We start from the raw sequence: 20,114 nt of genomic DNA, 5'->3' as shown, positions 1-20,114 counted from the left end.
TGCGCCTCCGGAACGACCACGCCTAGAGCGTCCGGCCCTCCGCGAAGTTCGGCGGCTCGGGCTCGACCCGGTCGGGGCGGTCGCGCCGGTCGGCGCAGAGCGCGGAGCTGAGCCGGGTGAGCAGGTCGGCGAGGTCGGCGTACTGCTGCTCGTCCCAGTCGCCGAGCAGTTCGGAGAGCTGGGCGCGCCGGGCGGCGACCAGCTTCAGCGCGGCCTCCTCCCCGGCCTCGGTGAGCCGCAGCGGCAGGCCGCCGGAGCGGGCCGCCAGGCCGCGGCCCTCGACCTCCCGGACCGCCGCCTCCACGACGGCGAACGGGACGACCCGGTGCTCGGCGAGCTCCGCCGGCTCGACCGAGCCGTGGTGGTGGATCTGCAGCAGCAGCCAGCTGGAGGCCGGGAGCAGGTCGAGCCCGGCGGTGGCGGTGATCCGCCGGAAGAGGTCGCGCCGGGCCTCGCGGGTGTTCAGCACCGAGAGGGCCCGGGCGATCTCGTCCAGCGAGGAGCGTTCGACCGGGTTGAGGCCGATGGACTCGCTCAGGTCGGGGGCGGTGACGGTGGAGCGCAGCGGCTGCTCGCGCAGGAACAGCGAGAGCACGAAGGCGACCGCCGTGACGGGCACCGCGTAGAGGAACACCCGGGTGATCGACTCGGCGTACGCGTGGTGGACGCTCTCCTGGACGGCGGCCGGCAGGGCGGTGATCACCCGCGGGTCGGAGGTGATGGCGCCGGGGTCGAAGCCGGGCGGCAGCGGCACACCGGCCAGGGCGTCGGCGAGCCGGTCGCGCAGTCCGCCGGCGAAGACCGTCCCGAAGACGGAGACGCCGAAGGAGGCCCCGATGGAGCGGAAGAAGGTGGCCCCCGCGGTGGCCACGCCGAGGTCCTGGTAGCCGACGGCGTTCTGCACGATCAGCACCAGCACCTGCATCACCAGCCCCAGCCCCAGGCCGAAGACCAGGAAGTAGAGGCTCATCTCGGCATTGCTGCTGTGCTCGTCGAGCCGGGAGAGCAGCAGCAGGCCGACGGTGGTGACGGCCGTACCGGCGATCGGGAAGGCCCGGTAGTGGCCGGTGCGGGCGACGACCTGGCCGGAGCCGATCGAGGTGACCAGCATGCCGAGCACCATCGGCAGCATGTGGATGCCGGACAGGGTGGGCGAGACCCCCATGACGACCTGGAGGAAGGTCGGCAGGTAGGTGAGCGCGCCGAACATCGCGAAGCCGACCACGAAGGAGATCACCGCGACCAGGCTGAACGTCCGGGAGCGGAACAGCCGCAGCGGCAGCACGGGCTCCTCGGCCGTCCGCTCGACCTCGACGAAGGCCAGCAGCAGCACCAGCCCGAGCACCCCGAGGCCGACGACCTGCCAGGAGCTCCAGGCCCAGGTGGTGCCGCCCAGCGAGGTCATGAGCACCAGGCAGGTGGCGACGGCGGCGATCAGCGCGGTGCCGAGGTAGTCGATCCGGTGCCGGCGCCTGACCTCCCGTCCGTGCAGCACCACCGCGATGACCACCAGGGCGACGGCGCCGATCGGCAGGTTGACGTAGAAGACCCAGCGCCAGCTGAGGTGGTCGACGAACAGCCCGCCGAGCAGCGGGCCGAGGACGCTGGTGACGCCGAAGACGGCACCGAACAGGCCCTGGTACTTGCCGCGGTCCCGGGGTGAGACGAGGTCGCCGACGATGGCCTGGGAGAGCACCATCAGACCGCCGCCTCCGAGGCCCTGCAGGGCGCGGAAGACGATCAGCTCCCCCATGTCCTGCGCCGCTCCGCAGAGGGCGGAGCCCAGCAGGAAGATCACGATGGAGGCCTGGAAGAAGCGCTTCCGGCCGTACATGTCGCCGAGCTTGCCCCAGAGCGGGGTGGCGGCGGTGGAGGCCAGCAGGTAGGCGGTGACCACCCAGGAGAGGTGTTCCAGGCCGCCGAGGTCGCTGACGATCGTGGGCAGCGCGGTGGAGACGATGGTCTGGTCGAGGGCGGCGAGCAGCATCGCCAGCAGCAGGGCGCCGATCGGCAGCCACAGGTTGGGGACGGTGACCTCCGGCGGCCCGGGCGCGGGCGCCGGGCCCCGGTCGGACGCGGCGAGCGGGTCCGTCATGGCGTCTCCGTAGGGTCGCGGGCCGGCCGACGCGGCGGTCCGGGCGGATGATCACTCCCAGCTCACCATGCTGTCAGAAATGCCCTGGTTTGCGCGTCGTGGTTGAGCCGAACGTCAGCACGGGGGACATCCGCTCCTCCCCGACCGTTCATCAGGAGCCAACCACCACCAACCGGCACAACACCCCCACCCGGGGTCGGACGCCCCTGTCCACCCTCCGGGACGTCCTGCATAATCAGGCGCGATCGTGGGCCGGGGGGCACCGCGATCGTGAGCCCGGGACCGCCCCGGAGACCACCCGAGTACCGAGGAGGGCCGGCCGATGCCGGACCAGCACTGCCCGACGTGCGGCACCGCACGCTCCACCGGGTGCGGCTGCCTCCCGGATCCGAGCCTCACCGAGACGGCCGTCCTCCCGCACCTGGAGGGCCCGCCGCTGGTCCGCCCCTACGTGGCGCAGGCGGCCGGCCGGCCCACTGACGGGGCCGCCGCGGGATTCCCCGCGGCGGACGCCTTCGCCACCGCACTGCTCCCGCCGGTCGCGCCCCCGGCCGGGCCCGCCGCGCCGGTGGCCCCGCCGCTCGGGCCGGACGCCGACGCCTACGCCACCACCGTGCTGCCGCCGGTGCCCGCCTCCGGGCCGGGCGCCTACGCCGCGGCGGCGCCGCCGCAGGCCCCGCCCGGCGGCGACCTCGGCGTCTTCCCGTTCGAGTACGCGGCGCCGGCGGCGGAGGACCCCGACCGGGCCGGCGGCCGGGCCGCGCGCCGGGCGGCCGAGCAGTCCGCGCAGAACCCGCTCGCCCGGCACAAGCTGGTGCTGGCCGGGGCCGGTGCGGGACTGCTGGCGCTGACCGTCGGCATCGCCTACGCGGTGACGCCCTCGCCCGGGGCGGGCCACCGGCAGGCGCAGCCGCTGCCCACCACCACCCTGGCGCCCGCCCCGGTGGATCCGACCACCCCGGCGGTGCCGACCCCGAGCGCGCAGCCGTCGACCAGCGAGGCGCCGAGCCCGACGCCGACCAGGACGAGCCGGCCGAGTCCGACGAGGACGCCGTCCCCGGTGGCGACCAGTCAGGCCCCGCCGGCCGCCCCCCCGGCCCCGGCCGCCACGCCGACCCCCACGCCCACCCCGACCCCGACGCCGACGACCACCCCGTCGCCGACCGCCACCCCGACGCCGACCGCGACCACCCGGGTGCTGCAGCTCGGGATGTCGGGCCCGGACGTGAAGGACATGCAGCAGCGCCTGTGGGCCGCCGAATGCGGATTCGTCGACAAGTCGATCGTGACCGGCACCTTCGACTACTGGACCCAGTCGGTGCTGACGGACTACCAGAACTACAACCGGATCAAGGGCGAGAAGAACGTCTACGGGCCGAAGACCCGGGCCGCCCTGGAGGCCGACCCGGGCTGCTGACCGGCCGGCGCCCCCGGAACCCGGGCGGCCGTCAGCCGGAGGGCGACCAGCCGGGCCGTCCGCCGGAGGGCGACCGCCCGGCCCGTCGCCGGAGAGTGGCCGACCGGGTGTCAGCCGGTGATCGCCTTGACGATGCTGACGCCCGCCAGCACCACCATGATCGACGCCGCGACCCGGATGATCAGCTTCATCGGCACGTGCTTCAGCAGCTTCTGCCCGCCCACGATGGCGACTCCGCCGACCGCGCACAGCGCCAGCCAGGAGCCCAGGCCGACGGCCAGCGGGTCGGCGTACTTGGCCGCCAGGTTGGCGGTCATGATCTGGGTCAGGTCGCCGAACTCGGCCACCGCGACGACCACGAAGCTCGCCCCGGCCACCTTCCAGAAGCTGTTCGAGGAGGGCTCCTTGGCGGCGTGGCCGTCCTCGTCCTCGCCCCCGCCGTGGAACAGCAGCATCGCCGCGCCGGCCAGGAACAGCACGCCGGTGACGCCCTCGACCCAGCGCTGCGGCAGCAGCGAGAGCAGGTGCCCGGCGGCGAGCGCGAGGCCCACCTGCAGGGCGAAGGCGGCGGCGATGCCCGCGAACACGTAGCTCGCGCGGTACTTGGTACCGAGCACCAGGCTGGCCAGGGCGGTCTTGTCCGGCAGTTCGGCCAGGAAGATGATGCCGAAGGTCAACGCGGCAACGGTCAGGCTCATCAGGGGGATTCCCTCGGTCGGGCTGCCCGGCCTCCGCAGCTCCGTCAGGGGACGCCTCGGCCCGACAGCACTGGTCATGGTCACAGCACTGCGGCCGAAGGTCTCGCCGGCACCGACCCGGAGGTACGGATGCCCCGGGCGCCGGGCCCCGGGGGGCCAGTGTGTCGACGGTCCGGTGGAGGGCTACTCCCCTTCAACGTCGTCAAGGGTACCCGACGTCGCCCGGTGCCCCGGCGGCCACCAGTCCGCGGCCCACCAGTTCCAGCACCACCACGATCGCCACCGACTCCACCGCCAGCAACCCGACCAGCACGAACAGCTGCACCGCCCCCGCCTGGACGGGCGAGGCGCCGCCGAGCAGCATCCCGACGAAGGCCCCCGGCAACGTGACCAGGCCCACCGTGCGGGTCTGGTCGAGCGCGGGCACCAGCGAGGTCGCGGCGGCGGTGCGGCAGATCTCCAGCCGGGCGTCGCGGTCCTCGAAGCCGAGCGCCAGCGCGGCCTCCACCTCGCCGCGGCGCTGCCGCAGCTCGTCCAGGGCCCGCCGCCCGGCCAGCGAGGTGGCGGTGAGCCCGCCGCCGATCAGGATGCCCGCGACCGGGATGACCGACAGGCCCTTCGGCGGCAGCAGCCCGACGGCCAGCAGCAGGCCCAGGACGGGCAGCACCCCGGCGCCGATCGGGGCGGCCGCCCAGACCCAGCCGGGGCCCGGCGTCATCCGCCGCCCGGCGGTGCGCACCGCGACCGTGAACATCAGCAGCACGAAGAGCGCCGACCACCAGAGCGAGCCGACCACCCAGGTGATCACCGCGGCGACGGCGGCCAGCTGCACGACCGCCCGCAGCCCGGCCCGCAGCACCGCGTGCCCGTGCCCGAGCAGCCCCCACCCGGCCACCCCGACGGCGGCCAGCAGCAGGACGGCGGTGACCGCCCCGAGCGCCGGGGTGACGGGCAGCAGCTGGCCCCCCTGGGCGGCCAGCGCCACCGGCGTCAGATCCAGCTGGTGAACCACATCCGGTCCTGCCAGGACGACATCGGGATCACCTCCGCCGTGTACAGCGGGTAGAAGAAGGCGAAGCAGCCGACGATGGCGAGCACGATCAGCCCGGCCCCGGCCGCGCCGATCCGGCGGCGCTCGGGGCTGCACCCGGGCGGGCCCAGGATCGCGCCGAGCATCTGGGCGACGGCCAGGCACAGGAACGGCACCAGGACGACCATGTAGAAGGAGAAGACCGTCCGCTCCTGGTACTGGAACCAGGGCAGGTAGATCCCGGCCACCGCGCACAGCACGGCGCCGGAGCGCCAGTCCCGGCGGAAGAACCAGCGCCAGAGCAGGTAGACCAGGGCGAAGCAGGCCGTCCACCAGAGCAGCGGGGTGCCGAGGCCGAGGATCTGCGCCGCGCAGCCGCCGGAGTCGGTGCAGCCGCGCTGACCGTTCGGGACCTGCTCCCAGTACATGGAGACCGGGCGCCCGACCACCAGCCAGCTGAAGGGGTTGGACTGGTAGGTGTGCGGGGTGCTCAGTCCGGTGTTGAAGTCGTACATCTGCGCGTGGTAGTGCCAGAGGCTGCGCAGCGCCGCCGGCACCCAGCTCATCGGCACCTGCGGCAGCGGGACGCCCAGGAAGCGGTCCGGGGACAGGCCGGCACGCCCGTCGGCCCAGTGCCGGTCGTAGCCGCCCTCGCCGTTGCCGCCGCTGGCGAGCCAGCCGCCCCAGGCGCCGACGTAGACCACCAGGGCGGAACCGACCATGGCGAGGAGGGCGGGGACGGCGTCCCGGCGCAGCATCGAGCGCCACGGGCGGCGGGCACCGGCGCCGCGGCGGCCGGACTGGTCCCACAGGACGGTGAGCAGGCCGAAGGCGGCGAGGATCATCACGCCGTTCCACTTGACCGCGCAGGCCGCGCCGACGAGGACGCCGGCGGCGATCCGCCAGGGCCGCAGGCCCAGCCGGACCCGGTCGGCGTCGGCGACCCCGGCCAGCCGGGCGCGGACGTGGTCGCGGTCGATCAGCAGGCTCCCGAAGGAGGCCAGCACGAAGAACATCTGGATGCCGTCGAGCAGGCCGACCCGGCTCATCACCAGCTGGAGGCCGTCGACGGCCATCAGCAGCGCGGCGGTGCAGCCGATCAGGGTGGAGCCGAAGAGCCGGCGGCCGATCCGGGCGAGCATCAGCACGGTGACGGTGCCGAGCAGCGCGGTCATGAACCGCCATCCGAACGGGTGCAGGCCGAACAGCTGCTCGCCGATCGCCATCACCCACTTGCCGAGCGGCGGGTGCGCGATGAACTCGGGCGAGGGGGTGAGCGGGACGGTCTGCGGGACGGCCAGGATGTCGGTGTTGGCGTGGTCCGGCCAGCTGCCCTCGTAGCCCTGCCGGAGCAGCGACCAGGCGTCCTTGGGGTAGTACGTCTCGTCGAAGACGAAGGCGTTGGGGTAGCCGAGGTTCCAGAACCGCAGCAGGCCGGCGAAGAGCGCGACGGCGATCGGTCCGAGCCAGCCGGCGTGGTCGGCCACCCAGGGGGGCAGCCGGCGCGGGGCCGGTGCGGGGGCGGCGGGGGCCGCTGCCGCCGGGGGGTGCGTGAGCGCCGCTTGCGTCATTGCCTCGCCGATCCGACTGTCTGCTGTGCCCGGGTCCGCCCCGTCGGCCGGGGGCCGGGCGGCCAACAGCCACTGACACTATGTGGCGGTGGTCGCGAAGCCAAGCGCGACGGGCGCCGACCAGGTGACCTGGTCGGCGCCCGTTCGAACGGCTCTGCTACGCGGCGGTCTGCAGCTCCCGGACCGGGGCGACGCGGACCACGGCCGGTGCGGCGTTGTCCTGCTCCGGCGTGAGGTGCGGGCGCAGCCGCAGCGCCAGGGCGACGATCAGCAGCGTGGAGCCCGCCATGGCCGCGAGGTAGAGCGGCCAGGTGCCGGAGCCGACCAGCAGCACGCCGACGGCCGGGCCGACCGCGATCGCGATCTGCTTCACGAGGGCGTAGCCGGCGTTGTAGGTGCCGAGCAGCCGGGCCGGGGCGAGGTCGGCGACGATCGGACCCATGGTGGGCGCGAGCAGCGACTCACCGACGCCGAACAGCGCGTAGATCGAGACGATCGCGACCGTGGCGGCCATGGTCTCGGTCCGGATCAGGCCGGCGACCAGGGCCATCGTCCAGGCGCCGAGCCAGACCACGCCGGCCGCGGCCATCGCGGTGGTGCGGCGGCGGCGCGCGGTGATCCGCACCACGAACATCTGCAGGACGACGATGGTCAGCGCGTTGGCGCCGATCGCGAAGCCGAGGGTGGAGGGCGCGGTGCCGACGGTGTCGGTGGCGAAGGCCGCGACACCGGACTCGAACTGGCCGTAGCAGGTGAAGAAGATCAGCCCGGCGAGCAGGCAGAGCCGCAGCATCGCCTTGTCGGCGACCAGGGCGCGCAGGCCGGTGGGGCCGTCCGCCTTCCCGTGCAGGACGGTCAGCGGGGCGGCCGGCATCCGGGCGGTGCCGGTGACCAGGGCCAGGCCGAGGAAGGTCGCCGCCTCGATGGTGAACAGCCGGGTGAGGCTGGCCGGGTCGGCGACGTCCACGATCTGCCCGCCGACCAGCGCGCCGATGCCCATGCCCAGGTTGACCAGGGTGAACTGCAGCGCGAAGGCGTGCGAGCGGGTCGCGGCCGTCGAGCAGCGGACGATCATCGTGGCGAGCGCCGGCTGGCAGGTGGTGACGCCCGCGCCGAACAGGAAGGACGCGACCAGCAGCGCCGGGGTGCCGGTGGCGTGGCCGAAGGCGAACGCGCCGGTGGCGGCGAGCGCCGTGCCGGCCAGCAGGACCGGGCGGGGGCCGTACCGGTCGATGCCGCGGCCGGTGAACGGGAGCACGGCGAGCGCGGCCAGCGCGAAGACGGTGAACACCATCCCGGCGGCCAGCGAGCCCAGCCCGCGCACCTGGTCCACGTACACGAACATGTACGGCATCGTGAACCCGCTGCCGAACGCGCTGAGCGCGTTGCCGATCTGGACGCGGCGCAGCGGGCTGCCCGCCCCACGTCGCTGCTGCCTCTGCTGCTTCACCGTGCCGATCACCGTGCACATCCCTTCCTGGCTTCAACTGGATACTCTTAAGTCCAGAAGATTTCAGAGCTAAAGTTTGACGAGATAAAGTCTTAGCACCGGAAGACTGCGGAGTCAAAGGCTTAAGAGATGCACGCCCCCGTGCGACACTGGTCCGCATGACTACGGACAAGCCCGCGCCGGCCACCGACCGGGAGCTCGGCATCGCCGAGCAGGTGGCCGTCTACCAGCGGGAATTCCCCACCGTGGACCCGCAGGTGGAGACCATCGTGCAGACCCTCTCCCGGGTCGCCCGGCGGATGGGCGTGGCCTACGACCGGCAGCTGACTGTGCTGGGGATCACGGCCGCCGAGTGGGAGGTGCTCAAGGCCCTGGTGGTCTCGGGCAGCCCGTACCGGCTCGGACCGGGCGAGCTCGCCAAGCGGCTCGGGCTCACCCCGGCCGCGATGACCCACCGGATCGACCGCATGGTGGCCGAGGACCTGGTCACCCGGGAGCGGGACGAGAGCAACCGGGTCCGGGTGATCATCGAGCTGACCGAGAACGGCCGCGACAAGTGGCTGGAGTCGATGCGGATGGCGGCGGTCTTCGAGGAGGAGCTGCTCCAGGACATCACCGGCGAGGAGCGGGCGGTGCTGTCCGGGCTCCTGGCCCGGATGCTGCGGCGGATCGAGGAGAGCCAGCCGGACGCCCTCGGGCGCACCGCCGACCTGGCCTGAGTCCGGGTCCGGCCCGAACGCGAGGAGTCCGGCCCGCCGGGGGTGTTCCCCCGGCGGGCCGGACTCCTCGCGTTCAGGTGCCGTCGGGGTCCGTCGGACCCCCGGCGCGTGGTGCGTCGGTCAGCAGGGACCGTTGTCGGTCCAGACGCCCCACTGGCCGCTCAGGCTCGGGTCGTCGCCCTTGGTCCACCACTTGTTGGTGTAGTAGTGACCCTTCCAGGAGACCTTGGTGCCGCCGGCCGCGTAGGTGGTGCCGGCGTCCCAGCTCGGGGCGGCCGGGCAGCCGGCCGGCGAGGTCGGGGTGCCGGTCGGGGTGCCGGTCGGGGTCGACGTGGGGGTGCTGGTCGGCGTGCCCGTGGGCGTCGGGGTGGCCGTGCCGGTCGGGGTCGGCGTCGGGCTCGGCGCGGCCGGGCAGGACGCGGCGGAGCCGTTGGTGGCGTCGACCATCTTGTCGAACAGCGCGGTCTTGGTGCCCAGGTCGTACAGCGAGAAGGCGAAGGAGCCGCCGAGGCCGTTGCAGTGCGCGTAGTCGACCTTGGCCTGGATCGAGCGGGCGTCCTCACCGCTCCAGAACGTGGTGCCGTCGTAGAAGTAGGTGGCCTTCGCGTCGTCGTCCCAGAAGGTCTTGGACGGGTTGTCGACGAAGCCGCCGAGCTCCTTGTACATCTGGATGCCGGGGACGTTGCCGGACATCGCCGCACCGGCCGCCGGGTTGGCGGCGGGCTGGAAGAGGCCGTTCTTGCCGTTGTTGGCGACGCCGGTCCAGCCGCGGTAGTAGAACGGGACACCCATGTTGATCTTCTTGGCGGGGAAGCCGCCGGGGATGCCGTAGTCCGCGTCGCCGGCCGTCCAGGCCTTGATGGCGTTGTCGATCGAGTACTTGCCGTGGCCCGGCTTGGCCGGGGTCATCGGGTCGTTCGGGCCGGAGTAGAGCGGGGCCTGGTGGTTCGTCGGGCCCTGGGCGTCCCAGCCGCCGTGCATGTCGTAGGTCATGACGTCGAGGAAGGTGAGGTACTGGCCGACCTTGTCGGTCTCGACGTTCATGATCTTGTCCTGGCCGGCGCCGACCGCGGCGGACAGGGCGTAGGTCTTGTTGTTGGCCTTGCCCTGGGCGTCCAGCTGGTTGCGGAACTCCTGCAGCAGCAGGGTGAAGTTCTGCTTGTCGGCCGGGCTGGAGATGTTGCCGGTGTGGCCGCCGCCGCCCGGGTACTCCCAGTCGATGTCGACGCCGTCGAAGAGACCGGCCGCCGAGCCCGGGCCGCCGTAGCCGGCGTCCGAGGGGAGGTTGCCCTTGATGAACATGTCGATGCAGGAGGACACCAGGTGCTTGCGCGAGGCGTCGGTGGCGGCGGCCGCCGAGAAGTACTTGGAGTAGGTCCAACCACCCAGCGAGATCAGGACCTTGAGGTTGGGGTTCTTCGCCTTCAGCTTCTTCAGCTGGTTGAAGTTGCCCGCGATCGGCTGGCCCCAGACGTCACCGACGCCGTCGACCGCGATGTCCGGGCCGAAGCTCTTCTGGTAGTCGGCGAACGCGTCGCCGGCGCCGTCACCCGCGTTGGGGTTGTTGTCGTCGGTGCTCGCCGCCTTGGTCGCCTCGAAACAGCCGAGGTCGGTCGGGTGGATGTTGGCGAACGAGTAGATCATGTAGTCCAGCTTCCCGGCGACGCCGGTGTCCTGGATGGTCTTGGGGTAGTACGCGTTCGCGTAGATCGACCACTGGTCGAAGTAGGCGACCTTGATGCCGCCGCTGGTGGCGGGCGCGCCGGTGCTGTTGGTGGTCGCGGCGTTGGCCGCGCCGCCGCCGGTCAGCGCGAGGCCCGCGCCGAGCAGCACGGAGGCGGCGGTGCCGGCCGCGATGGCGGCCAGGCTCTTCGGGCGGCGCCGACGGCCGCCCTCCGGAGCCGGGGCCCCGGCCCTTTCAATGCGTGAACGCAGCATGGGTGCGTGACTCCTGGTTGTGGGGGTTCCGTCGCCCGGTGGGCAGCGTCCGGGGTGGGGCCGGACGACCGGGACATGACAGATCAGGGGTGGGGATCGAGCGGGATCAGCGGGATCAGGCCTGGCGGACACCGGGATGTGCCGAACCGGCGCCCCCGGCACGAGGCCGGTGACGCCGGTTCAGGGGCTCCCTGCACCTGGGCATTAAAAATGGACTAGACCAACTCCCCCGTCAAGGGGTGATGTTGGGGCTTGAGCCGCGCTTAAGGTTCGGTCGCCCCCGGCCACCCCCGCCGACCTGCGGGTCAGTACCGCACCGCGTTGGCCACCACGGCCTTCACCGTCCCGGACAGGTCCCGGTTGCTGGAGGCGACGGCCTGGGCGGTCTGACCGGCCGCCACGTCCTGGACCGTCACCACGGTCGCGTCCTGCACCTGGCCCGAGTCGTCGGTGAAGTTCACCTGGATCAGGTACCGGTACGACTGCTGCCCGTGGTTGGTGACGGTCAGCGCCGCCTGCGCCTTGCCGCCCGACACGCTCGTCACCCCGTCGACCGTCACGTCGCCCTCGGCGTCCAGCCCGCCCTTGATCCCGGCGATCGCCGAGGAGGCCGAGGCCACCGCCGAGGAGGCCTGCGACCCGGCCGAGGCGAGCGCCGAGGAGACCCGCGCCTCCGCCGAGGCGAGCGCCGACCCGGCCCCGCCGGCCGCCGAGCCCAGCGCCGAGGCCGCGGAGGCCGCGGCCGAGGCGCCCTTCTCCACCGCGGAGACCGCCGAGGAGGCCACGCTGCTCGGGCTGCTGCCGGAGGAGCACCCGGCCAGCACCAGTGCGCCGGCCGCGACGGCGGCCAGCACCCCGGCCGCGGCCCGCTGCCGGCGGTGCGGCGGCCGCCCGCCGGCGCGCGCGTCCGGGCGCTGTGCGGTGACCCTGTGCTGCGTGCCGGTGCGCGGCCCGGACGGGCCCCGGGTGAGCGGCTGGCGGTTCATGCGGTTCCTCGATTCTGCCCGGCGCCGGGCTGCCCGGCACACCTCTGCGCCCACCCTCGGAGCGCCGGACGGGGCCCGCCAGCAGGGCTGGTGCCTCCGGGTGACGCCGCCACCGGGAGGCACCGGCACCGCCGCCGCGAGGCACCGCCCCGCCGGGAGGCACCGCCGCCGGGCCGCTGTCAGGACAGGCCCGAGCCCTCCTGCTCGTCCGCCTCCACCGCGGCCCGCTCCTCGCGCAGCCGCACCACGTGCCGGCGCCGGGCCACCACGCCGTAGGCCCCGGCGGCGCTCGCCACGAAGGCCAGCAGGCCCACCCACGGCCGGTCGAAGGCGTGGCCGCTCAGGTGGTCCAGCGAGTACCGCCCCGGGCCCGCCAGGCCGAGCGCCAGCCCGGTCGCGCCCAGGAAGGCCGGGTACTCGTAGCCGCCGGAGGTCACGAAGAAGCCGGCCGGCGCGTGCACGGCCACCGCGCCCGCCATCGTCCCGGCCACCACCGCACCGGCCGCCGGGGTGGCCAGTCCGGCCACCAGCAGGGCGCCGCCGCCGGCCTCGCCGACGCCCGCCGCGATCGCGCTCTGCCGGGCCGGATGGAACCCCATGTGCTCCATCGCCGCGGTGGTGCCCTCCAGACCGCCACCGCCGAACCAGCCGAACAGCTTCTGGGTACCGTGCGCGATCAGCACCCCGCCGACCGCACCGCGCAGGGCCAGCAGGCCCAGGTCCCTACGGTTCAGACACATCTCGGATCCTCGTTTCCGCGCGGGGCCGCCCGCCCGTTGGCGCAGCCTGCCTCCATAGCAACCGAGAGCGCGCACCCGTTCGAGCCGGGACCGCCATCCGGGGGAATCCGGCCGGTTCGCGGAATGAACCGCGGACCGGCCGGATCACGCCCCCGTCGGCCCTCCGCGCGCCGCTCCCGACCGCGCCCGTCCGGGCCGCGCCGTCCGGTCCCCGGCCGCCCGATCCGCGGCCGCCCGATCCGCGTCAGGAGCGGGCCCGCGCCACGCCGCGCCCGGCGCGGGGCGTGGCGGAGCTGCCGCGCCGACCGGCGCGGTCATGCTTGGCGCATGTTCGTCTTCAACCTGAGCAGCGCCTTCATCGCCTTCTTCGCCGTGGTCGGCCCGCCGAAGGTCCTGCTGGCCTTCGCCCGGCTGGCCACCACCCGGAGCACCCGGGAGCTGCGGCGGCTGGCGGCGTGGAGCACGGTCATCTCGGCGCTGATCGGCCTGGTGCTCGGCTTCACCGCGGACGAGGTCAGCACGCTGTTCCACATCAGCGACCAGTCGCTGCAGCTCGCGGGCGGGACGATCTTCTTCATCTACGCGGTCGCGCTGGTCTTCGGCCTCCACCTCGGCGCCGACGACGAGGACGCCGAGCACCTGCGGAACCCGCTGGTGGACGGCATCCGCGAACTGCTGCTGCCGTACATCGCCAGCCCGCTCGCGGTCACCGCCGTCCTGGTCGCCTCGCTCGCCAAGGACGACTGGGGCTGGAAGGCCACCGTCGCCGGGGCCTACGTCGCGGTCGTGGTGATCAACTACGTCTGCGTGGCCCTGCTCGCACCGCTGATGCGGCGCACCCACCGCACCTCGCTGGAGGTGCTCTCCCGGCTGCTCGGGCTGCTGCTGGCGGCGGTCGGCGTGGAGCTGTTCCTGAACGGGCTGTCCGGGCTCGGCGTGCACCTGCCCGAGGCGCACTGAGCCCGGCCGCCCGCCCTCGGCCCGTCGTCGGCCCGCCACCCGGCCCGTCGTCAGCCCGCGGTCAGCCTGGCCAGCACCTCGCCGATCCGCTCGCGCACCAGCGGGTCGGCGACCAGTCCGTCCGGGCCGACGGCCTGGCGGTCCAGCGGGATCCTGGCGCAGGCCCCGTCCACGACCGCCGCGCCGGTGTAGCCGAGGACGGTGCGCAGGGTCGCCTCGGCGCCGCCGCCGCGGCCCGGGCCGGCCGCGTTGATCCAGGCCGAGGGCTTGTCCGAGATCTCCGTGCCGCCGACCGTCCAGTCCAGCAGGTTCTTGAAGGAGCCGGGCAGCGTGCCGGCGTACTCGGGGGTGCAGATCAGCAGCGCGTCGGCGGCCGCGACGGCCGCGCGCAGGTCGGCCACCGGTCCGGGCAGCGGGTCGGTGTCGTGGTCGGGGTTGAAGTGCGGCAGCGCGGCCAGCCCTTCGAAGTACGTGGCCCGCACGCCCGGGGTGGCGGCCGCCACGGCGGCGGCGGTGCGCAGCACCGTCTCGTTGGTGGAACCGGCGCGCAGGCTCCCGGACAGCAGCAGGACGTGACGCTCGTTCGACATGCCGAGGAACCTACCGCGCCCCGCCCGGCCCCGGGCCGCCGGACGGACGCCCTACGGCGCGACCACCGGGCGCCAGGGCACCGGGCTGGAGAGGATCATCGAGCTGGACGGCTGGCCGTAGCCGCCGAGCCGGTCGCAGAGGGCCTCGAATTCGGCCATCGTGGGCACCGCGACCAGCAGGGCGCAGCAGGCCCCGCCGGTGACCCGGTGGAGCTGGAGCACCTCCGGCCAGGCGGCCACCTGCGGGTCGCGCAGCACGCAGCGCGGGCCGTAGCACTGGATCTGGACCAGCGCGGTGATCGGCAGGCCGGCCCGGGTGAGGTCCACGTGGGCGTGGTAGCCGGTGATCACCCCGTCCGCCTCCAGCCGGCGGACCCGTTCGGCCACCGCGGGTGCGGACAGGCTCACCCGGCGCGAGAGTTCGTTGTAGGAGAGCCGGGCGTCGGTCTGCAGCTCGGCCAGCAGGCGGCGGTCCACGGCGTCCACGGCGGCTCCCTGAGTGACTGAAAACGAGTGGTTTTGCGATCGTAAAGCGAATCCGCCGAACGCCTCGCAAACGACAGCCGCGAGACCGGTTGCGGTGTCCGTCGACCATTCAAGCCGGGGGTGGCACCGCCGCACAATGGCCTCCCCGGCGGAACCAGGCCGTCCGCCTGGTCGCCGGTCCGGGCGACGCGCCCGGGTGGATCAGGAGGAATCGGGATGGGGCACGACACGGTGGAGACACCCAACCTGTCGTTCGGTCGGCGTGGGGAACCGGGTCGCGGCACACCGTACTCCCGGTACGTGCGCCTGGAGGAGCTGCACAGCCTGCAGCAGCCGCAGAGCAAGATACCGGCCGAGCTGTCGTTCATCGTCACCACCCAGGTGATGGAGCTGCTGTTCGACCTGGTGCGGCACGAGTGGACGCTCGCCCAGCAGGCGCTGCGCGAGGACGACCTGCCCGCCGCACTGGCCGCCCTGCGGCGCGGCACCCACGCGCAGAACGTGCTGGTGGAGTCCTGGGACCTGCTGGCCACCATGACCCCGCAGGAGTTCAACGCCTTCCGCCCGGCGTTCGGCGAGGCCTCCGGCTTCCAGTCCTCGGCCTTCCTGCACCTGGAGTTCCTGCTCGGCAACAAGAACCCCGCACTGCTGTCGATGTACGACGGGATGCCGCAGACCCGGGCCGAACTGGACGAGGCGCTGCGCGCGCCCAGCCTGTACGACGACGCGCTGGCCCTGCTGGCCCGCCGGGGGCTGCCGCTGCGCGCGGAGCCCTCCGCGCAGCGCTACCGCCCCTCCGAGGAGGTCGCGGCGGCCTGGCGCCTGGTCTACACCGACCCGGAGCACGCGGCCCTGCAGCCGCTCGGCGAGGCGCTGCTGGACGTCGCCGAGCGGGTCACCCGCTGGCGCCAGCGCCACCTGTCCGCGGTGAAGCGGACGATGGGCGGCAAGCCCGGCTCGGGCGGCTCGAGCGGGCTGACCTGGCTGCGCAAGTCGGCCGAACAGGACGTGTTCCCGGAGCTGTGGACGATCCGGGACGAGCTGTGAACGAGGGGATGGGCATGATCACTCGCGAGGAGTGCGCGGCGCTGGACGGCGTCGACCCGCTGGCGGCGTTCCGCAAGGAGTTCGCCCTGCCGGATGGCGTCGTCTACCTGGACGGGAACTCGCTCGGCGCGCTGCCGGTGCGGACCCCGGAGCGGGTGCGCCAGGTGGTCGAGGAGGAGTGGGGCCGGGAGCTGATCCGCAGCTGGAACGACGCCGGCTGGTTCGAGCAGCCGTACCGGCTCGGGCGCCGGATCGCGCCGCTGGTCGGGGCCGCGCCACAGGAGGTGGTCGTCTGCGACACCACCTCGGTCAACCTCTTCAAGGTGCTGTCGGCCGCGCTGCGGCTGCGCCCCGGGCGGGGCACGGTGCTGGGCGACGGCGAGGCCTTCCCGACCGACCTGTACATCGCCGAGGGCGTCACCGGGCTGGTCGAGGGCGCGCGCAGCGTGCTGATCAGGCCGGAGGAGCTGGACCGGCACCTGGACGGCGACGTCGCCGCGGTGGTGCTCTCCCACGTGGACTACCGCACCGGCGAGCTGCTGGACCTGCCCGGGATCACCGCCCGGGTGCAGGCCGCGGGCGCGCTGATGATCTGGGACGTCTGCCACTCGGTCGGCGCGGTGCCGGTCGAACTCGGCGCCGCCGGGGCGGACTTCGCGGTCGGCTGCACCTACAAGTACCTGAACGGCGGCCCGGGCTCGCCGGCCTTCCTCTACGTCGCCGAGCGGCACCTGGCGGCCGGTCCGCTGCAGCCGCTGAGCGGCTGGTTCGGCCACGCCCGCCCGTTCGCCTTCGAGCCCGGGTACGAGGCGAAGCCGGGCATCGGCCGGTTCCTCACCAGCTCGCCCTCGCTGCTCGGCCAGGCCGCCCTGGAGGCCAGCCTGGACGTCTGGGAGCGGGCCGACCTCGCCGCCGTGCGGACCAAGAGCCTGGCGCTGACCGACCTGTTCATCGGTCTGGTCGAGGGCCTGGACGGGGTCGAGGTGGCCACCCCGCGCGAGCACGCCCGCCGGGGCAGCCAGGTGGCGCTGCGGCACGCCGACGGCTACCCGGTGGTGCAGGCGCTGATCGAGCGCGGCGTGATCGGCGACTTCCGCGCGCCGGACCTGATGCGCTTCGGCTTCACCCCGCTCTACCTCTCGTACACCGACGTCTGGGACGCGGCCCGGCAGCTGGCCGAGGTGCTGGAGAGCGGCGAGTGGCGGGCGGAGCGGTTCTCCCGCCGGGGCGAGGTGACCTGAGCCCGGGGGCGGAGGGCGTTCCTTGCCGTTAATAATGCCCAGCATTAAAGTTGCGGGCATGGCAAGGACGTCGGCGGGCCACGAGACCCGCGAGAGGCTGCTGCGGGCGGCGGAGGAACTCTTCGCCACCCGCGGCGTGGAAGCCGCACTGACCAGGGACATCACCCGACTGGCGGGGCAGAGCAACCCGTCCGCCGTGCAGTACCACTTCGGCTCCCGCGAGGGCCTGCTCGACGCGATCATGGCCGGCCGCCAGGAACGCGCCGAGCAGGCCCTCGCGCCGCGTCTGCCCGCACTCGCGGACGCGGACCTGACCGGACTGCTCGGCGCCCTCGTCGCGGCCGAGGCCACCGAACTGCGCACCGAACGGGGCCGGCACTGCCTGCGGATCTCCGCCCAGGTCAGCCGCAGCAGCGGGGTCCGCACCCGGACCCCGCACCCCACCCTCGCCGGCGGCGGCTACTGGCGGCTGATCGGACTGGTGGAGGAGCGGGTCCGCACCCTGCCGGAGCCCGTCCGGCTGGAGCGGATCGACCTGGCGCTGACGCTGGTCGGCGCGGCGCTGGCCGACCGGGCGCGGCAGTACGCCGCCGGGGCCACCCCCCTGACCGACGAGGAGACCTTCCTCGCCGACCTGGTGACGGTGTCCGTCGCCATGCTCTCCGCCCCCACCCCCCGGAGGAGCACGACGTGAACGACCTGACCGGCAGGACCGTCATCATCACCGGGGGCGCCCGCGGCCTGGGTGCCGAGGCCGCCCGGCTCGCGGTCGCAGCCGGCGGCAACGTGGTGATCACCGACGTCCTGGCCGAGGACGGCGGGGCCGTCGCCGCCGAACTCGGCGAGCGGGCGCGGTTCGTCCGGCACGACGTGACCTCGGAGGAGGACTGGCAGCGCGTGGTGGACCACGCGGTGACGGAGTTCGGCGCCGTGCACGGCCTGGTCAACAACGCCGGGATCTCCACCGGCTCCCTGCTGGCGGAGGAGAGCGTCGAGCACTTCCGCAGGGTCGTCGAGGTCAACCTCACCGGCGTGTTCATCGGCATGCGGACCGTCGTCCCGGCGATGCGCGCGGCCGGCGGCGGCTCGATCGTCAACATCTCCTCGGCCGCCGGCCTGATGGGCCTGGCGCTGACCGCCGGCTACGGCGCTTCCAAGTGGGGCGTCCGCGGTCTCAGCAAGATCGGTGCGGTCGAGCTGGGCGCCGAGCGGATCCGGGTCAACTCGGTGCACCCGGGCATGACCTACACCCCGATGACGGCCGCGGTCGGCATCCGGCGCGGCGAGGGCAACTACCCCAACACCCCGATGGCCCGGGTCGGCGAGGCGCCCGAGATCGCCACCGCCGTGGTCTACCTGCTCTCCGACGACGCCTCCTACGTCACCGGCGCCGAGCTCGCGGTGGACGGCGGCTGGACCACCGGCCCGACCGTCCGGTACGTCATGGGACAGTGACACACGTCATGTCCAGGTAAAGTTCGACGCCCATCATCCTTGGGAAGCCTCCCGGTTGACCGTCCGTCAGCACCAAGGGAGGTTTGCGTGAACTTCGAACTCGGACCGCTCAAGCCCGAACCTTTCATGCTGGCCCTCGGGCTGGCCCTGTTCTTCCTGGTCCTGTGGATCCTCGGCCACGGCCTGTTCCCCCGCATCGAACGGATCACGGCGGAGCGCCGGGAGGCCACCGAGGGCCGCACCCTGCGGGCGGAGGCCGTCCGGGCCGAGGCCGAGGCCGCCCGCGACGCCGGCCGGCACGAGCCGGCCCGGGCCCGGCTCCGGGCGGCGCGGATACGCCAGGAGTACGCCGAACGGGGTGCGGCCGCCGTCACCGCGGCCCGCGAGGAGGCGACCCGGGAACGCAGCCGGCTGGTCACCGCCGCGCACGCGCGGATCGCCGCCGACCAGACCGAGGTGACGAACCGGCTGCGCAGGGACGTGGGCGACCTCGCGGTCGCGCTGGCCGGCCGGGTGGCCGGCGAACCGGTGCACGGCGTCGCCGCCGACCGCCGCACGGTGGACCGCTTCTTCGGCTCGCTCTGAGCCGGGGCGGCTCCGCGCCGGGCCCGATCCGAGCCCTGCCCGTGCTGAGCCCGGCCGGCCGCGGGCCCGTCGTCCCGCCACGCCGGGCGCCGGCCCGTCGGCGATTCAGGCCTTCGAGGCGGCGGGAGCCACCGTCAGCTCCGCCACGAGCCGGCGGTAGACGTCGAAGGCCGGCTTGCGGGAGTAGTCGTCGCGCAGCAGCCCGAAGTGGTGGAACAGCCCCGCGCCGGCACTGTCGGCGTCCCGCAGGCCGAAGAACGCGTAACCGCTGACGGCGAGTTCGGCGGCGAGGCCGGCCACCGTGCGGACCACCTCCTCGACCACCTCGGCCTGCCGCGCCTCGTCGCGCCCCGGGCCGGTGGGCCAGCCGTGCTCGCAGATCCGCATCGGCACCGAGGCCGCGATGCCGGCCCGGGCGGTGTCCCGCCGGAAGCCCGCGAGCACGGCCCGCACCCCGTCGGCGAGCCGGTCCGGCGGCAGCGGACGGAAGACGTCCGGGAAGAAGTCCAGGCCGACGTAGTCCAGCGCGCGGTGGAAGCGCTCGTCGGCGAGGCTGCCGAGCTCCGGCCAGAAGGTGTCGGCCGGGTCGAAGACCGGCACCGCGTTGAAGCCGACCGCCAGGTCGTACCCGTGTGCCAGCGCCTCCTCCTTGGCGGCGACCACCCCCTCCGCCAGCGCCCGGCGCACGCCCGGGACGCTGCCGTCCAGGACGGGCAGGTCGGCGTTGGGCTCCTCGCAGATCTGCAGCAGGGCGATCCGCCCGCCGTCGGTCCGGACGGTGTGCCGGACGAAGTCCAGCCAGCCTGCCGACTCCCCGCTGCGCTCGCGGTACTGGAGGACCAGGTCGAGCCGCCGGCCCTGCCCGGCGTACTGCTCGGGCCGCTCCGGGGTGTGCTCCCCGGTGGGGTACGAGCGGTAGGCGCGGACGAGGAACTCGGGTGCGTCGCCCTGGAGTTCGCGCAGGGCGGCGGCGATCAGGGCGGGGTCGTCGGGGCGGACGGGCTCGATCACCGAGGTTTCGTCGCCGAGCAGGCCGCCGGGATAGATGCCGAAGGTGAAGGTCATGCCGTCACCGTACCCGATATTTTTGGTGTCACTGCAAATTT

The 20,114-nt window shown here is 73.7% G+C and carries 19 protein-coding genes; 8 read left to right on the top strand and 11 right to left on the bottom strand.

What is annotated here, in order from left to right:
* Positions 1 to 22: 22 nt before the first annotated feature.
* Positions 23 to 2,095, bottom strand: a complete 2,073-nt coding sequence (locus ACIRS1_RS04030) for an MFS transporter (RefSeq protein ID WP_402836617.1) — start codon at positions 2,093 to 2,095, stop codon at positions 23 to 25.
* Positions 2,096 to 2,417: 322 nt separating this feature from the next.
* Here ACIRS1_RS04030 and ACIRS1_RS04025 point away from each other — a divergent pair, with 322 nt between their 5' ends.
* A complete protein-coding gene (locus ACIRS1_RS04025; protein WP_402836616.1) occupies positions 2,418 to 3,512 on the top strand; it encodes a hypothetical protein in 1,095 nt (364 codons plus the stop codon).
* A 110-nt stretch (positions 3,513 to 3,622) separates the two neighbouring features.
* On the opposite strand, the gene ACIRS1_RS04020 is transcribed toward ACIRS1_RS04025, so the two are convergent.
* From ACIRS1_RS04020 to ACIRS1_RS04005, 4 genes are all read right to left on the bottom strand, one after another.
* On the bottom strand, positions 3,623 to 4,213 hold the full coding sequence (locus tag ACIRS1_RS04020) for a TMEM165/GDT1 family protein (RefSeq protein WP_360214628.1): 591 nt from the start codon (positions 4,211 to 4,213) through the stop codon (positions 3,623 to 3,625).
* A gap of 199 nt (positions 4,214 to 4,412) precedes the next feature.
* On the bottom strand, positions 4,413 to 5,222 hold the full coding sequence (locus ACIRS1_RS04015; RefSeq protein ID WP_402836614.1) for an ABC transporter permease: 810 nt from the start codon (positions 5,220 to 5,222) through the stop codon (positions 4,413 to 4,415).
* Positions 5,201 to 6,811: a dolichyl-phosphate-mannose--protein mannosyltransferase gene (locus ACIRS1_RS04010; RefSeq protein ID WP_402836612.1), complete on the bottom strand. Its 1,611-nt coding sequence runs from the start codon at positions 6,809 to 6,811 to the stop codon at positions 5,201 to 5,203. The genes ACIRS1_RS04015 and ACIRS1_RS04010 overlap by 22 nt, the downstream gene beginning before the upstream one ends.
* A 157-nt stretch (positions 6,812 to 6,968) precedes the next feature.
* Positions 6,969 to 8,261, bottom strand: coding sequence for an MFS transporter (locus ACIRS1_RS04005; RefSeq protein ID WP_360214498.1), 1,293 nt, complete (start codon positions 8,259 to 8,261; stop codon positions 6,969 to 6,971).
* 158 nt (positions 8,262 to 8,419) lie between these two features.
* Here ACIRS1_RS04005 and ACIRS1_RS04000 point away from each other — a divergent pair, with 158 nt between their 5' ends.
* The gene (locus ACIRS1_RS04000) at positions 8,420 to 8,980 is read left to right on the top strand and encodes a MarR family transcriptional regulator (protein WP_360214496.1); all 561 of its coding nucleotides are present in this window, start codon (positions 8,420 to 8,422) and stop codon (positions 8,978 to 8,980) included.
* 120 nt (positions 8,981 to 9,100) lie between these two features.
* Here the strand turns inward: ACIRS1_RS04000 and ACIRS1_RS03995 are convergent, their stop codons facing one another.
* The 3 genes from ACIRS1_RS03995 to ACIRS1_RS03985 form a co-directional block, all read right to left on the bottom strand.
* A complete protein-coding gene (locus tag ACIRS1_RS03995) occupies positions 9,101 to 10,918 on the bottom strand; it encodes a glycosyl hydrolase family 18 protein (RefSeq protein WP_402836609.1) in 1,818 nt (605 codons plus the stop codon).
* 305 nt (positions 10,919 to 11,223) lie between these two features.
* Positions 11,224 to 11,904 (bottom strand): hypothetical protein, encoded by a 681-nt coding sequence (locus tag ACIRS1_RS03990; protein WP_402836608.1) that lies wholly within the window; start codon positions 11,902 to 11,904, stop codon positions 11,224 to 11,226.
* A 179-nt stretch (positions 11,905 to 12,083) separates the two neighbouring features.
* Positions 12,084 to 12,644, bottom strand: a complete 561-nt coding sequence (locus ACIRS1_RS03985; protein WP_360220560.1) for a DoxX family protein — start codon at positions 12,642 to 12,644, stop codon at positions 12,084 to 12,086.
* Between the two features lie 327 nt (positions 12,645 to 12,971).
* Here ACIRS1_RS03985 and ACIRS1_RS03980 point away from each other — a divergent pair, with 327 nt between their 5' ends.
* The gene (locus ACIRS1_RS03980) at positions 12,972 to 13,604 is read left to right on the top strand and encodes a MarC family protein (protein WP_360220558.1); all 633 of its coding nucleotides are present in this window, start codon (positions 12,972 to 12,974) and stop codon (positions 13,602 to 13,604) included.
* A gap of 50 nt (positions 13,605 to 13,654) precedes the next feature.
* Here the strand turns inward: ACIRS1_RS03980 and ACIRS1_RS03975 are convergent, their stop codons facing one another.
* Together ACIRS1_RS03975 and ACIRS1_RS03970 are read right to left on the bottom strand one after the other, a co-directional pair.
* The gene (locus ACIRS1_RS03975; RefSeq protein ID WP_387898123.1) at positions 13,655 to 14,194 is read right to left on the bottom strand and encodes an NADPH-dependent FMN reductase; all 540 of its coding nucleotides are present in this window, start codon (positions 14,192 to 14,194) and stop codon (positions 13,655 to 13,657) included.
* A gap of 51 nt (positions 14,195 to 14,245) precedes the next feature.
* Positions 14,246 to 14,680 carry an Lrp/AsnC family transcriptional regulator gene (locus tag ACIRS1_RS03970; protein WP_360220552.1) on the bottom strand — a complete coding sequence of 145 codons (435 nt, stop codon included), beginning with the start codon at positions 14,678 to 14,680 and terminating at the stop codon, positions 14,246 to 14,248.
* A 300-nt stretch (positions 14,681 to 14,980) separates the two neighbouring features.
* Here ACIRS1_RS03970 and ACIRS1_RS03965 point away from each other — a divergent pair, with 300 nt between their 5' ends.
* From ACIRS1_RS03965 to ACIRS1_RS03945, 5 genes are all read left to right on the top strand, one after another.
* Positions 14,981 to 15,727: a tryptophan 2,3-dioxygenase family protein gene (locus ACIRS1_RS03965; protein ID WP_360220549.1), complete on the top strand. Its 747-nt coding sequence runs from the start codon at positions 14,981 to 14,983 to the stop codon at positions 15,725 to 15,727.
* An 8-nt stretch (positions 15,728 to 15,735) separates the two neighbouring features.
* On the top strand, positions 15,736 to 16,968 hold the full coding sequence (kynU, locus tag ACIRS1_RS03960) for a kynureninase (RefSeq protein ID WP_360220546.1): 1,233 nt from the start codon (positions 15,736 to 15,738) through the stop codon (positions 16,966 to 16,968).
* Positions 16,969 to 17,026: 58 nt separating this feature from the next.
* A complete protein-coding gene (locus tag ACIRS1_RS03955; protein WP_402836603.1) occupies positions 17,027 to 17,662 on the top strand; it encodes a TetR family transcriptional regulator in 636 nt (211 codons plus the stop codon).
* On the top strand, positions 17,659 to 18,423 hold the full coding sequence (locus ACIRS1_RS03950) for a glucose 1-dehydrogenase (RefSeq protein WP_396316827.1): 765 nt from the start codon (positions 17,659 to 17,661) through the stop codon (positions 18,421 to 18,423). Before ACIRS1_RS03955 ends, ACIRS1_RS03950 begins: the two co-directional genes overlap by 4 nt.
* Before the next feature lie 87 nt (positions 18,424 to 18,510).
* Positions 18,511 to 19,008: a hypothetical protein gene (locus ACIRS1_RS03945; protein WP_402836601.1), complete on the top strand. Its 498-nt coding sequence runs from the start codon at positions 18,511 to 18,513 to the stop codon at positions 19,006 to 19,008.
* Positions 19,009 to 19,113: 105 nt separating this feature from the next.
* Here ACIRS1_RS03945 and ACIRS1_RS03940 read toward each other — a convergent pair whose 3' ends face one another.
* The gene (locus ACIRS1_RS03940) at positions 19,114 to 20,073 is read right to left on the bottom strand and encodes a hypothetical protein (RefSeq protein ID WP_402836599.1); all 960 of its coding nucleotides are present in this window, start codon (positions 20,071 to 20,073) and stop codon (positions 19,114 to 19,116) included.
* Positions 20,074 to 20,114 lie beyond the last annotated feature (41 nt).

This window comes from Kitasatospora sp. NPDC101176, from assembly GCF_044768035.1.
In the GTDB taxonomy this organism is placed as follows: domain Bacteria; phylum Actinomycetota; class Actinomycetes; order Streptomycetales; family Streptomycetaceae; genus Kitasatospora.
This window is presented reverse-complemented; position numbering and strand designations above follow the sequence as displayed.